The 12,904-nt window shown below is 66.5% G+C and carries 12 protein-coding genes and 1 riboswitch; of the genes, 4 read left to right on the forward strand and 8 right to left on the reverse strand.

The annotated features are described in order from the left end of the window. The first annotated feature begins 356 nt into the window (after nucleotides 1-356). Complete coding sequence (gene trxA / locus G4O04_06575; GenBank protein HEY58185.1) at nucleotides 357-689, forward strand: thioredoxin; 333 nt, start codon at nucleotides 357-359, stop codon at nucleotides 687-689. 84 nt (nucleotides 690-773) lie between these two features. Here the strand turns inward: trxA and G4O04_06580 are convergent, their stop codons facing one another. The 4 genes from G4O04_06580 to aroH form a co-directional block, all read right to left on the reverse strand. Then, a complete protein-coding gene (locus G4O04_06580; GenBank protein HEY58186.1) occupies nucleotides 774-1,982 on the reverse strand; it encodes a methionine adenosyltransferase in 1,209 nt (402 codons plus the stop codon). 124 nt (nucleotides 1,983-2,106) lie between these two features. Continuing rightward, nucleotides 2,107-2,245, reverse strand: a riboswitch (SAM riboswitch). Nucleotides 2,246-2,357: 112 nt separating this feature from the next. After that, on the reverse strand, nucleotides 2,358-3,248 hold the full coding sequence (locus G4O04_06585) for a prephenate dehydrogenase/arogenate dehydrogenase family protein (protein ID HEY58187.1): 891 nt from the start codon (nucleotides 3,246-3,248) through the stop codon (nucleotides 2,358-2,360). Beyond that, nucleotides 3,245-4,282, reverse strand: coding sequence for a 3-deoxy-7-phosphoheptulonate synthase (gene aroF / locus G4O04_06590; GenBank protein ID HEY58188.1), 1,038 nt, complete (start codon nucleotides 4,280-4,282; stop codon nucleotides 3,245-3,247). Before aroF ends, G4O04_06585 begins: the two co-directional genes overlap by 4 nt. Then, entirely contained in the window at nucleotides 4,279-4,695 is a 417-nt protein-coding gene (gene aroH, locus G4O04_06595) for a chorismate mutase (GenBank protein ID HEY58189.1), read from the reverse strand. The genes aroF and aroH overlap by 4 nt, the downstream gene beginning before the upstream one ends. Before the next feature lie 266 nt (nucleotides 4,696-4,961). Here aroH and G4O04_06600 point away from each other — a divergent pair, with 266 nt between their 5' ends. Next, nucleotides 4,962-7,274: a hypothetical protein gene (locus tag G4O04_06600; protein HEY58190.1), complete on the forward strand. Its 2,313-nt coding sequence runs from the start codon at nucleotides 4,962-4,964 to the stop codon at nucleotides 7,272-7,274. After that, the gene (locus G4O04_06605; GenBank protein HEY58191.1) at nucleotides 7,271-7,627 is read left to right on the forward strand and encodes a nicotinate phosphoribosyltransferase; all 357 of its coding nucleotides are present in this window, start codon (nucleotides 7,271-7,273) and stop codon (nucleotides 7,625-7,627) included. Before G4O04_06600 ends, G4O04_06605 begins: the two co-directional genes overlap by 4 nt. A gap of 6 nt (nucleotides 7,628-7,633) precedes the next feature. On the opposite strand, the gene G4O04_06610 is transcribed toward G4O04_06605, so the two are convergent. The 4 genes from G4O04_06610 to G4O04_06625 are packed head-to-tail and all read right to left on the reverse strand — an operon-like array spanning nucleotide 7,634 to nucleotide 11,671. Then, a complete protein-coding gene (locus G4O04_06610; protein ID HEY58192.1) occupies nucleotides 7,634-9,481 on the reverse strand; it encodes a hypothetical protein in 1,848 nt (615 codons plus the stop codon). A gap of 46 nt (nucleotides 9,482-9,527) precedes the next feature. After that, nucleotides 9,528-10,364, reverse strand: coding sequence for a 16S rRNA (cytidine(1402)-2'-O)-methyltransferase (gene rsmI, locus G4O04_06615; GenBank protein HEY58193.1), 837 nt, complete (start codon nucleotides 10,362-10,364; stop codon nucleotides 9,528-9,530). A gap of 42 nt (nucleotides 10,365-10,406) precedes the next feature. Continuing rightward, the gene (locus G4O04_06620; GenBank protein HEY58194.1) at nucleotides 10,407-11,447 is read right to left on the reverse strand and encodes a hypothetical protein; all 1,041 of its coding nucleotides are present in this window, start codon (nucleotides 11,445-11,447) and stop codon (nucleotides 10,407-10,409) included. Beyond that, nucleotides 11,444-11,671, reverse strand: coding sequence for a DUF951 domain-containing protein (locus G4O04_06625; GenBank protein HEY58195.1), 228 nt, complete (start codon nucleotides 11,669-11,671; stop codon nucleotides 11,444-11,446). Before G4O04_06625 ends, G4O04_06620 begins: the two co-directional genes overlap by 4 nt. Before the next feature lie 313 nt (nucleotides 11,672-11,984). Between G4O04_06625 and xseA the strand changes: the two genes are divergently transcribed. After that, the coding region (gene xseA / locus G4O04_06630; protein HEY58196.1) for an exodeoxyribonuclease VII large subunit at nucleotides 11,985-12,904 on the forward strand (920 nt) is incomplete at its 3' end.

Raw genomic sequence — 12,904 nt, forward strand, 5'->3', positions numbered from 1 at the left:
CGTGGGGGGCGGGGGCTGGGCGGTGAGGGTACCCGCCACCATGGTGGCCACCGCGTTTTGAGGTGCGAGGGTGGCGGCAGGGGTGGCGGGAGCGGGCCACTGGCAGGCGGTCAAGAGGGCCACAAGCCCCCCAAGAAGCAACCCGAAGCGAAGGAAAGGCATGTGCCGGCGCATGATTCACTCCTCCTTGAGTGTAAGTTATCGGCTTCGACGGGGCGGGTTTTGACGGCGGGGAGAGGCAATGGCCAGGCGTCGGATGTTGGCTTCCCCTTCGATTGTACCTTTTTTGGGCGCTCCTTGCTTGACTTTCCACCATCCTCTGGGTATGCTTGAGGCATCTCTGGCTGGAGGTGATGGTGATGGCCCATGTGCTTCAGGTGGATGACAGCAACTTTCAGGAGGAAGTGCTGCAGTCGGAGCTGCCGGTGCTGATTGACTTTACCGCGCCCTGGTGTGGGCCGTGCAAAATGGTGGACCCCATCGTGGAGGAACTGGCCGTTGAATGGCAGGGGAAGGTCAAGGTGGTCCAGGTCAACGCCGACGAGGCCCCCAAGGTGGTGATGCGCTTTCGGGTGCTGGGGGTGCCTACTTTGATGGCCGTGGTGGGGGGGGAGGTCAAAGCCCGCCTGACGGGCTACAAACCCAAAGCCAAAATCGTGAAGAAGTTCGGGCCTCATTTAGGCGTGTGAAACGCCCTTGGGGATTGGGTGAAAAGCGCACAGGCGGGCCGAAAAGGGCCCGCCTGTGGTTTGTGTTGCCCCAGGATGGGTGCCTCAGGCCGTGGTCTTCAGGCCGGCGGCTTCGCGCAGTTGTTCGGCTTTGTCGGTGCGCTCCCAAGGGAGGTCGAGGTCATCGCGACCGAAGTGACCGTAGGCGGCCACCTGGCGATAGATGGGCTGTCGGAGGTTCAGGTCGCGAATGATGGCGCCGGGACGCAGGTCGAAGAATTCGTTGACCAGGCGGGCGATCTCTTCGTCGGGGATGCGCCCGGTGCCGAAGGTCTCCACATTTACGCTGACGGGTCTGGCGACGCCGATGGCGTAAGCCACCTGGATTTCGCACCGTTCGGCCAGCCCGGCGGCCACGATGTTCTTGGCCACCCAGCGGGCGGCGTAGGCGCCGGAGCGGTCCACTTTAGTGGGGTCTTTGCCGCTGAAGGCGCCGCCGCCGTGGCGGCCCATGCCGCCGTAAGTGTCCACGATGATCTTGCGTCCGGTCATGCCTGCGTCGCCCATGGGGCCGCCGATGACGAAGCGGCCGGTGGGGTTGACGAAGTAGCGGATCTCGCCGTCCACCAGTTCGGGGGGCAGCACGGGCTTGATCACCTCTTCGATGATGGCCTCGCGGATCGCTTGTTGCGAGATGTCGGGCGCGTGTTGGGTGCTGACCAGCACGGTGTGCACCCGTTTGGGTTTGCCGTACTCGTATTCGATGGTCACCTGACTCTTGCCGTCGGGGCGCAGCCAGGGCAAGAGTCCCTGCTTGCGCACCTCGGCCAGGCGGCGCGTAATGCGATGGGCCAGATAGATGGGCAGCGGCATGTAGGTGGGCGTCTCGGTGCAGGCAAAGCCGAACATCATGCCCTGGTCGCCGGCGCCGATGGCTTCGATTTCGGCGTCGGACATTTCCCCAGTTTTGGCTTCCAGGGCCTTGTTCACGCCCATGGCGATGTCGCCGGATTGCTTGGCCACGGCCACCAGAACCCCGGCCGTCTCGGCATCGAAGCCTTTTTCGCTGCTGTCGTAGCCGATTTCCCGGATGACCTGCCGGGCCAGTTCATCGTAGTTGAGGTCGGCGTTGGTGGTGATTTCGCCGAAGATCATCACGAAACCCGTCTTGGTGGCCGTTTCGCAGGCCACGCGCGAGGCGGGGTCCTGGGCCAGGCAGGCGTCCAGCACGGCGTCGCTGATTTGATCGCACAGCTTGTCCGGGTGGCCCTCGGTGACCGACTCCGAGGTGAACAAATAACGCGCCGAATTCATGAAAGTGCTCATCGAAACCTCCTCAGGGAGAAGTGGGCACTCTGGGTGGAGGGGCGAGAAGAACAAAAAAGCCCTTCCTGGAAGAGAAGGGCATGAGCACATCAAGGATTGATGCGCGGCCGCCCTCTTATCTCCCAGAACTCCGTCTGCCGGAATTGGCACCTTGAAGCCGTGCCGTTACTCTTTGCAACCCCCTGAGCCAGACCACGACTCCGGTTGCCGAGGCTTCACAGGGCCGGTCCCTCCACCTCTCTGGATAAGAGTGCCGCGATATTTTGTTGTCCTTATTGCAAGCGATTATAGCACAAAGCGGAAAAACCTCCAAGTTTTGGAGCGTTTCAGATGTAGGGATGGGGCGGGCGCGGCAGTGCCGGGTCACGATGGTTTGCTCAGGAGCGGCGGCTCCTGGCGTGCGCGGGCCAGCAGGCGGGTATGAGCTTGCTGGCCGTGGGCGAACAGCGCGGCGCGGGCCGAGGGATTTTCCAGGGCGGCTTCGATTTTGGCCAGGCTTTGACGAAAGCGGGCCAAGGCGCGTCGCAGGGCGGGCAGGTTGTGGCCCACGATGTCGGCCATCAGGTTCGGCGGCGAGCCGGCCAAGCGACTGGCAGAGCGAAAACCGGGGCCGAGGAGCGCGGCGGCCTCTTCCGGGGTGGCCAGAGTCAGCGCCAGGGCCAGCAGGTAGGGCAGGTGGCTCACCGCGGCCACGGCTTCATCATGGGCGGAGGCCTCGATCCAGATGGGGTGTGCTCCCAGGGCGGCGACGATGTCCAGGGCCAGGCGTCGGGCAAGGGGGCCGGTGTTGGGCAGGTCCACCAGAGCAAAAGGGGCGCCCTGGAACAAGGTGGCCTCGGCGTGTTTAGCCCCGGCGAGGGCTTTCCCGGCCATGGGATGTCCTCCTACGGCCTGCAACGGCGGGGGGAGTTGGGCCAGGGCCTGCGCAATGGCGCCTTTGGTCGAGCCCACATCCAGCACCAGCGCAGGACCTCGCACCCACCGAGGCAGGCGCGGGATGAGCCGCAAGATGGCGCTGACTGGCGCGGCCAGCAGCACTACATTGGCCTGCGGCAGCACGGCGGCGGGATCGGCGGCCACCGCATCGAAGCGAGCGCGGCGCTGGGCCCAGGCGCGGGCCTGCGGGTCGGGGTCCACCCCCAGCAGGGTGGCGCAGTGGGGGCGCAAAGCCAGGGCCAGCGAGCCGCCGATCAGCCCCAGACCAACGATGGCCACGCGGGCGGTGGCCAGGGTGGGAAACTCACCTTCGCTCATGGCCGCACCTCCACCGGGGCGGCCACGGCCCGGCCGACGGCCAGGGCCACCGCCTGGGCCTGGCGCACCAGGGCGGCGAAACGCTCCGGCTTGAGGGATTGCGCGCCGTCGGAAAGGGCCTCTTCGGGGTGGGGATGCACTTCCACGATCAATCCATCAGCTCCCGCGGCAACCCCTGCCAGGGCCACCGGCCCCACATACTGCCAGTGGCCGGTGCTGTGGCTGGGGTCCAGCAGCACAGGTAGATGGGTGCGTTGTTTCAGGGCGGGGATGGCGTTGATGTCCGTGGTGTTGCGGGTGGTCTGTTCAAAGGTGCGGATGCCTCGCTCGCAGAGGGCCACCTGGTCGTTGCCTGCGCTGAGGATATACTCGGCGGCCAGGAGGAACTCATCCAGGGTTGCGCTCATGCCCCGCTTGAGCAGCACCGGCTTACCGCTTTGGCCCGCGGCCCGCAGCAGGGGGAAGTTTTGCATGTTCCGCGCGCCGATTTGCAGCATGTCGGCGTAGCGGGCCACCAAAGGTACCTGCTCGGGGCTCAGTACTTCGGTGACCACCGGCAGCCCGGTAACTTCGCGAGCCTCGGCCAGCAGTTCCAGGCCGCGCTCGCCCAATCCCTGGAAGGAGTAGGGCGAGGTGCGGGGTTTGAAGGCGCCGCCGCGGAGCAGGTGGGCACCGGACTCTTTGACGGCGTGGGCCGTTTCCAACAGTTGGCTGCGGCTTTCCACCGAGCACGGCCCGGCGATGAACACCACTTCCGGGCCGCCCAAGGTCACCGGCCCGACCTGCACCTGGCTGGGGTTGGGGTGGAATTCCCGGGAGGCCAACTTGTAGGGCCGCGAAAGGCGCACCACATCGGCCACGCCGGAAAGCCGCAAAAAAGCGGCCGGGTTTACCGTGCGGGTATCGCCGATGAGGCCGATGACCACCCGCTCGGCCCCCCGGGAGAGATGGGGCCGTAGCCCGTGTCGCCGGGCGCAATGCAGCACAGCCGCGATTTCTTCGTCTTTCGCCTGGGCGTGCATGAGTACCATCATGGCAACCGCTCCTTGAGTGAGGGGATGGGCGTGGAAAGGGGTTCCGGGCCGCGGGCCAGATCGGGGCGTAGCCGGGAGGTGCGGCCCAGGTAGACATGGCGGATGGCCTCCTGGGGGCGCTCGGTGTTCCAGTGCACCAGCACCCGCACGATGCGGGGCATGGCTTCGGGCACGGCGACTTCCTGCGCTCCCAACAAAGGCACATGGACCCACCCTAACTGCCGGGCGGCGAAGGCGGGGTAGGTGGCGTTCAGGTCGGGGGTCAGGGTAAAGAAAATGCTGGCCATGTCTTCCGGGCGCAAGCCCGGGTTGGCGTCCACGATGGCCAGCAGCAACGCACGGGTGGCTTCCAGAATGGCCTGGGGGGTGTTTTCGGCCACGCTGTTGGCTCCGCGTATTCCTCGGATGGGCATACGGCACCTCCTCCTGAGTAGGAAAATGAAAAAGGGCGAGGCCGTTGGCCTCGCCCGGACGGTACCCGAAACAGGGTTTGCGCCTACGCCGTCCCATACCGCCAACGGCAGCCCGTCTGTGGGGTGCCGTAAAAATAGAAATAGGCGTAGGCGGCAAACCAGAGCATCATGTTTGGCTTCTCCTCGCGTTTTATTGTACAATGACTTGACGATTTGTCAACCGTTGGGCGGAAGTTCAATGAAGCCTCATTGCTGAGGATGGTGTCATGAGGCGATTGGCTGACTTGCTGCGCGGCGTGGCCTTTGTGGGCCTGGGAAACGCCTGGCGTGCCTTGCGCTACACCCGCCAGAAGGCCCGCTGGGAGCGAACCCCTGCGCCATCAGAGGCGCCGGTGGCCGTGGGAGCCTTGCTGGCCGTCGAACCGTTGCCCTCGGGAGTGCGGTTCCGCTTTGCCAACGCGACTTTGGAGGTGCTCTTTTTGTCCTCGGATTTGCTGCGTCTCACCTGGACGCCGGGAGCGGTGCCGCCCCCTTACGCCCTGGCCCGCACCGAGTGGCCTGAGGTGGGGGTGGTGCTGGGCCAGAAGGGCGAGACCTGGCGGTTGCGCTCCGCCGAGTTGGCCCTGGCGCTGGCCCCCGATGGCCTCAAGGTGGAACGGATGCGGGAAGGCGCGGTGTTGCGCCGGGAGGCTTTTCCCCAGCGTCGCGGCGAGGGTTGGGTGCACAGTGCGGACCTGCATCCTGCGGCGCCAGTCTTCGGCCTGGGGGAACCGGCGGCGCCGTTCAACCTGCGGCCCGGAACTTATCGCCTGTGGAACCGCGACCCCGGCGGCTCCTATGGCCTTGGAGAAGACCCGCTCTACCTCACCGCCCCGGTCCTGTGGGTTCACCGCCCTGCGCCGGGGTATCTGATCTTTTACGAAAACCCTCACGAGGGTCAGGTGGTGTTGGGCGACCGGATGAAGGTCACCTTTGAGGGCGGAGCGCTGCGCTATTACCTCATCCCCGGCCCGGTGGAGCGTGCTCTGGAACGTTTCTCGGAACTCACGGGCCGTCCTCCGCTCCCGCCCCGTTGGGCGTTGGGGCTGCATCAGTCCCGCTGGGGGTACCGCACCCAGGCCGAGGTGGCGGGTGTGTTGGCCGGCTATCGTCGCCACGAGATTCCCCTGGCCGCCATCCATCTGGACATCGACCACATGCACGGCAAGCGGGTGTTCACCAGCGCTCCGGAGCGGTTCCCCGACCTGGCGGCCCTGGCCGGGCAAGCCCATGCCCAGGGGGTGCAGGTGGTGCCCATCGTCGATCCCGGCGTCAAGAAGGACCCGGACTACCCGGTGTACCGTAGCGGTGTGGCACGGGGCGTGTTCTGCCGCCTGCCCGATGGCCGCGAGTTCCACGCGCCGGTGTGGCCCGGATGGTGCGCTTTCCCCGATTTCACCGCGCCTCACGCCCGCCAGTGGTGGGCCGAGCAGTACGCTTTTCTGACTGAGCGTGGCGTGGACGGCGTGTGGCACGATATGAACGAGCCCAGCACTTTCGTCGCCCAGGGGGACCCCACATTTCCCCGCCGTGTCCAGCACCACTTCGAGGGCCAGGGCGGCGACCATCGCGTGGCCCACAACCTGTACGGTTTGCTGATGAATCGCGCCGGGTTTGAGGGCCTGCGTCGCCTGCGCCCTGAACGCCGTCCCTGGATTCTAAGCCGCTCGGGCTGGGTGGGCGTGCAGCGGTACGCCTGGACCTGGACGGCGGACACGGAGAGCACCTGGGAGGCCCTGAAGATGACCGTGGCCCAGATGCTCAATCTGGGCCTTTCGGGCATCCCCTACTCGGGACCGGATATCGGCGGCTTTTCCGGAGCCCCCGATGGAGAACTGTTCACCCGCTGGTTCCAACTGGCCGCCTTCCTGCCTTTCTTTCGCATTCACTCTTCGATCATCAGCCCTCCCCGCGAACCGTGGCATTTTGGGGAGCCTTACCTGAGCATTGTGCGCGCTTTTGCCCGCTTGCGGATGCGCCTGATGCCCTATCTTTACACCCTGGCCTGGGAAGCCTCGCAGCGGGGTTGGCCCCTGGTGCGTCCCCTGTGGTGGACCCATCCGGAGGAGGCCGACCTGTGGGCGGTGGACGATGCCTTTTTGCTAGGCGAGGCGCTGCTGGTGGCGCCGGTGACCGAGCCAGGGGTCACAACGCGCAGGGTGCGCTTCCCGCCGGGGCGATGGTATGATTTTTGGACCGGCCAGGTTTACGAAGGGGGGGGCTTGCAGCCTGTGGCGGCGCCGTTGGAACGGATCCCCCTCTTCGTGCGGGCCGGCACCATCCTCCCGTTGGAGGACGCCGGCGAGGAGACCCTGGAACTGCGCCTCTATCCGCCCCATCCGGGCGAAAGGGCCCATGGGCGACTGTATCTGGACGCGGGCGATGGCTATGGCCCCCATCGCCTGGAAACCTATGCCGCGGAGTGGGTGCAGGGGATGTGGGTACCGGAACGCCAGGTGGAAGGCGATTACCCTTTCCCCTATGCGGATTGGCGCTGGACCACGGTGGGAACCGCGTCGTCAAAGGAGGCAAGCGAATGAAGGTCGCCGAATACCATCGTCAGGGTTTACGCCATTGGGTGAATGAAGTCCCTGAAGGGTTCACCCCCCTGGGGACGGAGGCCCGTGAAGGCGGACATCGGGTGGCGTTCTTGGCGCGGGTGGAGGGGGGACGTTTGAGCGAGGTGGTCGCCACGGGCAGTCGCCGCTGCCGCAAACTGATGGCCCTGGCCGATCTGGCTGCTGCGCGCCTGCGGGGTCAATCCGCCTCGGGGTTTTCCCTCTCCGCCAAGGATTTGCTGGCCCATTTCGCCGAGGAGCGCGACCGCGCCAAGATGCAGGCCCGCGTGGCGCTCGTCATGCAGGCCTTGGGATTGTCCGCGCCGCAGTCCTGAGCCCGGTCAGGGCAGGGTCCAGTACTCCACCTTGTCCACCGATACGGTGAAGTCGGGCGTGTGGGCCGACCCGACGACCAGGCCGAACAGTCCGCTGGTGTAGGTGCTATCGCTCACCTCGGCCAGCAGGATGCGGTTGGCGTACAGTTTGATGGTGGCCCCTTTCAGCCACACCCCCATGCGGTTGGTCTGGTTGGGCCCAGTGAGGATGCCTGTGCCGCGCGTCCAGGGCTTGAGCGCCGTGTAGTTGCTGCCGTCCCAGCGGTAGATCCGGTAGTCGCCGTTGCAGGCGAATTCCAGGATGATCCCTTGGCTGGTGTTAGGCGCGCGGACGATGAGGCCATAGCGGTCACGCCCCTGGCAGATGGGCCCCACCACAAAGGTGGCCTCGATGAAGGCATCGCTCAGGGCGGGGTAGGAGGAGAGACCCCACCAGTCTAGCATCCCTGGGTTCAGCCCGTGCATCACCAGATAGCCGTCGCTCATCGCGAAGCGGGCGTCGGCTTCGTCCAGCAAATACCAGCGGGCAGCGCTGTTCAGCGGGTCGCTCACCGTGGGGGCGCCCAGGTTGAGTTGGGCTTCCTGCGCAGGCACCTGAATCTCAACCCAGAATTTGCCTTTCCCCTGGGCGCCTAGACCAAAACGTTGCCCCTGGGCGTTTTGCAACTGCCACTCCGAGCGGTAGGTGCCCGGCGCTTCGGGGGCGGTGAAGTCCACCGAAATCACCCCTTCGTCCCCGGGTTGGACCGGGTGGGGCAGGGGGACGCTATCCGGCGCGTCCATGGCTTCGCCGCCGATGCGCACGGCGCGATACTCCGTTGTCCAGGTGCAGGTGCCCGTGTTGCGCAGCGTCCAGGTTTTGGTGAAGGCGGTCTTGGGCTGCACTTCTGTGCCGTCGGGGATGGTTTCGTCCACGAATTCGGCCCGGTCCTCGCAGGCTTCAGGTTGGGGCAGGAACTGGTAGTCCCAGCCAAAGTCGGCCTGCACGGTGGCGTTGGCTTCCACGGTGACGGTCTGCTGACCGGACCCGTCCTGGGGGGAAGTCCACTCGCCAGGGAGGAGGATGGCCGCGTTGACCGGATCTTGGGTGTTCACCGCCACGCAATAGGTACCGGGTGAGAGGTCTTCGAAGGTGAAAGCCCCCTGGTCGTCGGTGGTGGTGTCGCTCAAGGGGGTGCCCGGGCAGGGGCCTTGGGCCAGGGTGACCTTCACCCCGGCGATGCCCGGCTCTTCGGCCTGGCGGGTGCCGTCGGCGTGGTAGCCTGTGGCGGCGTCGCCTACACAGCCGGAGGGCGGGGTAGGCGGTGCGGGCTGGCCTTCCACCCCAGAGGCGCAAAGGTCGTGCCAGATGATGCCCGTGATGCGCCCTTTGGCCGCGGCTGCCGGGGTGACCGTGCCGGGCGTGCCCTGGGGCGGGGGGGTGCTGCCCTCCCCCGGCACAGGTGAGGCAGTGGCGCCATTGGGCACGCTCAAGAAGAAGATTTGCTCCAGATCCCCCACGCGCACGCGGTAAGTGCCGGGGGGCAACCCCATGGTGGGCAACAACAGGCGTTCCTGAAAGGCGACCAGAGCGGGCGGGCAGTTGCCATGATGTTGTGGGTTGAGGTCAAGGGTGAAGGTGTCCCCGGCGAAGGACACCTTGGGGGATAAGGTAGTGCATTCGTCGCCCAGGGATCCCTGCACCACGGCGTACACGCCGGTGGCGCTTTGCTCCACCACCAGGTTGACCACGTGGGGGGATGGGGAGGCTGTGGGCGCGGGCGTTGCCTGCGCCGAGGGGAGGTTGCAGCCGTTGAGCACGGCCAGAGCCAGCCAAGCCAGAAGCAGAGTGGGGGTCCACTTGGGTGCGTGCATAACCACCTCCTGGGTTTCATTGTACCCCAGCGGCGGCGGAAGCGGGTCAGGTCTCTCTTTGGGCGCGCTCGAGGATGCGGCGGTAGATCCAGCGGCGGGGTTTGCCGGACAACCCGGCCAGTTCTCGGGCCAGCCGGGAAGGCGGCACTCCCTGGGCCAGTCCGTGGGCAATGGCTTCGTCCAGTTCCCCCTCATTCCATTCCCGAACCTCGGAGGGGGCCCCCGCCACCACTAAGGTGAACTCCCCCCGGGGCTCGTGCTGCTGAAAGTGGGCCACGGCCTGCTCCAATGTGCCGCGCCAGATTTCCTCGTGCACCTTGGTCAACTCGCGGGCGATGGCGATGCGGCGGTGTGGGCCCAGCACGGCGCCCAGATCGCGCAGGGCGGCGCGCAGCCGCTGAGGGGTTTCGAGAAAAAGCAGGGTGTAGGGGAGCCCGGCCACCTGTTCCAGGCGGCGACGGCGTTCTCCGGCTTTGCGCGGTAGGTAGCCCAGGTAGAGAAAGGCGTCGGTGGGCAGCCCAGAGGCCACCAGGGCGGCTAAGGGCGCGCTGGGGCCGGGTACCGGCACCACGGGGAAACCGGCCTCGATGGCCGCCACCACCAGTTCGTAGCCCGGGTCGTTGACCAGCGGTGTCCCGGCGTCGGAGACCAAGGCCACATCACCCTGGGCTAGGGCGCGCAGCAGCCGCGGGATGCGCTCCGCTTTGTTGTGCTCGTGGAAACTGAGCAGCGGCGTGGCAATGTCGTAGTGGCGCAGCAGTTGGCGTGTGCGGCGGGTATCCTCGGCCGCGATGAGGGAGACCTCTCGCAGCACCCGCAGCGCCCGCAGGGTGATGTCTTCCAGGTTGCCGATGGGCGTCGAAACGAGATAAAGGGTAGGCATGGTTTCACCGTCCGCCGCTCGCAAATCGTAAATCGCCACTCGCTACCCGCCTTCCTCCCAAATCACCGCTTCCAGGTTGAGCGTGTCACCCTCCAGGCCCTGGTAGCGCAACCGGCCCAGGCGGCCCTGATCCGTTTGCACGCAGAGGTAGGTGCCGGGGCTGAGCGGCTCCAGGGGAACGGCCACCTGGGCTTTGGCGGCGTTGGCGCAGTCTTGCGGCGAAGGGGGCGCGAGGCCGTACACGCCCAGCCGTGCCTCGTGGAGAGGCGTGATTTGGTGGGCGCCTTCGGGGCTCACGGTGTAGCCGATATCCGCTCCCGTGTTGGTCAGGGCCATGCCGTCCAGGTCCACCTGGTCGTCAGGGGACAGGGTCAGAGTGCCCTCAGCATACACCACCGGGGTGGGCGTTGGGGTGAAGGTAGGGGTGCGGGTGGAGGTGGGCGTGTCGGTGGGGGTGGCCGTGCCCTCCACCTGCACGATGATGCTTACCCAGAAGGGCGAGCCTTCCCCCGGCCCGATGCCGAAGAGCCGACCGTCGGCGTCGCGCAGTTTCCAGTAGGAGATGTAGGCGCCGGGACGCGGCGGCGCCACCATGTCCACGGCGATGTCCATTGCTTGGCCGGGAAGCACTTGCACGCCCAGGGGGACCACCGTGGGCGCGCCCAGCCGGGCTCCGGCGAACCAGACCACGGCGTAGTCCGGCGTCCAGGGGCATGACCCGGCGTTGACCAGCCGCCAGATCTTGGTGAAAGGCTGGCCGGGGCGCAACACGGTGCCGTCGGGTATGGTGATGTCCAGATGGGGCGCGGCGGCGGCCATGTTGCAGGGCGGCCCTGCCGTGGCGTCCGGAGGCGGAGAGGCTGGGGTGGTGGCTTGTGGCGATATGGTGGCCGCCGGTGTATGGGCTGGCGTGGAGGGGGGAACCGCCGTCGCCGTGGGCAGCCCGCTCACCGTGGCGTAGACCGCCGTGAGGTCCACCGTGGGCGTTGCAGTCGCCCCCGGCTGAGGCAGGTTGCATCCTGTCATCCCCAAAAGGGCCAGCCAGGGCAGCAGCCATCGCAAGACGCGGGAGATGGGTTTCATGGCTGGCTTTCCCTTGGGGCGGCCTCCCCCGGCGGCGCCTCGGCGGGAATGCGGCGCTTGAGTTGGCGGGCCAGGCGGCGGCGGGGCAGCATGATGCGGCGTCCACAGCCTAAGCATTCCAGGCGGATGTCCGCGCCCAGGCGCACCACCTGCCACAGGGTGCTCCCGCAGGGGTGAGGCTTGCGCAGTTCGAGGATATCGCCGGGCTCCAGTTCGGGCAACATCGTGGGGACTCCTGTTGCACTCATTGTACCGAATTTCAGGCAAGGCCGCGATTATAACACGCTGCGGTGATGCTCCATTGACTTGGAACTCTTATGTCCCATAAGAACGCAGGGATGGCCGGAGGATGACGGGGCCCCGCTCTGACACGGGATGGGCTGTGCGCCTGTCAGCCCCAACGACCCACGGCCCTACGACGACCCCAACGCGCCACGATTGGAGGGGCAACGCAGGGTTTTTGCCCGAGCTCCTGTCTGCGCCTCGCACACCGCACATATTGACATCCCTCACCAGTCGGGGTATCCTACAATCACCATGCTCGAGGACCTGTTCAACTTCAACCGCCCGCCGGTCTGGACGGTCGCTGATTTGACCCGTTACCTTCGGGATTTGCTGGAAAGCGATGCCAACCTGGCCGATATCTGGGTGCAGGGGGAAGTGTCCAACGTCTCGCGTCCGCGTTCGGGGCACCTGTATTTTACCCTCAAAGACGCCAGGGCGCAGTTGCGCGTGGTGATGTGGAAGCCGCGCGTCATGCGCCTGCGCTTTCTGCCGCAAAACGGGCAACAAGTCGAGGTGCACGGCGCCATCAGCGTTTATGAGGCCGGGGGGCAGTACCAGTTGTACGCCGACACCATCCGCCCCTTGGGGGAAGGGGAATTCTACCGCGAGTTTTTGCGCCTCAAAGCCCGCCTGGAAGCCGAAGGGCTGTTCGATGAGGGGCGCAAGCGACCGGTGCCGCCCTTTCCGCGGCGCATCGGCATCGTGACCTCGCCCACAGGGGCGGCCCTGCGGGACATGTTGAACACCATCCGCCGGCGCTATCCTCTGGCCGAGGTGGTGCTGGCCCCCGCCCTGGTCCAGGGCGAGCAGGCGCCCGAGGCCATCATCCGCGCCCTGGAGGCCCTGAACACCTATGTCCGCCCGGATGTGATCCTCCTGGCCCGCGGGGGCGGCTTGGCCGAGGACCTGTGGGCCTTCAACGATGAGCGGGTGGTGCGCGCCGTGGTCGCTTCGGCTGCCCCGGTGATCACCGGCGTAGGGCATCAGACGGACTTCACCTTGGTGGACTTCGCCGCGGACCTGCGCGCGCCCACGCCCACCGCGGCCGCCGAAAAGGCCACGCCTAACCGCGATGACCTGCGTCACGATCTGCGGCGTCTGGGCCAGCGCCTGGCCCGGGCTTTGGAAAGCCGCCTGCGGGCCGAGCGGCTGCGCCTGCGCGCCGTGGTCGC

This window comes from Anaerolineae bacterium, assembly GCA_011176535.1.
Lineage (GTDB): Bacteria > Chloroflexota > Anaerolineae > Anaerolineales > DRMV01 > DUEP01.

Excerpts from the sequence above, each read along its gene's own strand:
- G4O04_06580 (HEY58186.1), bottom strand. The coding sequence starts at position 1,982 with ATGAATTCGGCGCGTTATTTGTTCACCTCGGAGTCGGTCACCGAGGGC.
- G4O04_06585 (HEY58187.1), bottom strand. The coding sequence starts at position 3,248 with ATGAGCGAAGGTGAGTTTCCCACCCTGGCCACCGCCCGCGTGGCCATC.
- aroF (HEY58188.1), bottom strand. The coding sequence starts at position 4,282 with ATGATGGTACTCATGCACGCCCAGGCGAAAGACGAAGAAATCGCGGCT.
- aroH (HEY58189.1), bottom strand. The coding sequence starts at position 4,695 with ATGCCCATCCGAGGAATACGCGGAGCCAACAGCGTGGCCGAAAACACC.
- G4O04_06600 (HEY58190.1), top strand. The coding sequence starts at position 4,962 with ATGAGGCGATTGGCTGACTTGCTGCGCGGCGTGGCCTTTGTGGGCCTG.
- G4O04_06605 (HEY58191.1), top strand. The coding sequence starts at position 7,271 with ATGAAGGTCGCCGAATACCATCGTCAGGGTTTACGCCATTGGGTGAAT.
- G4O04_06610 (HEY58192.1), bottom strand. The coding sequence starts at position 9,481 with ATGCACGCACCCAAGTGGACCCCCACTCTGCTTCTGGCTTGGCTGGCT.
- rsmI (HEY58193.1), bottom strand. The coding sequence starts at position 10,364 with ATGCCTACCCTTTATCTCGTTTCGACGCCCATCGGCAACCTGGAAGAC.
- G4O04_06620 (HEY58194.1), bottom strand. The coding sequence starts at position 11,447 with ATGAAACCCATCTCCCGCGTCTTGCGATGGCTGCTGCCCTGGCTGGCC.
- G4O04_06625 (HEY58195.1), bottom strand. The coding sequence starts at position 11,671 with ATGTTGCCCGAACTGGAGCCCGGCGATATCCTCGAACTGCGCAAGCCT.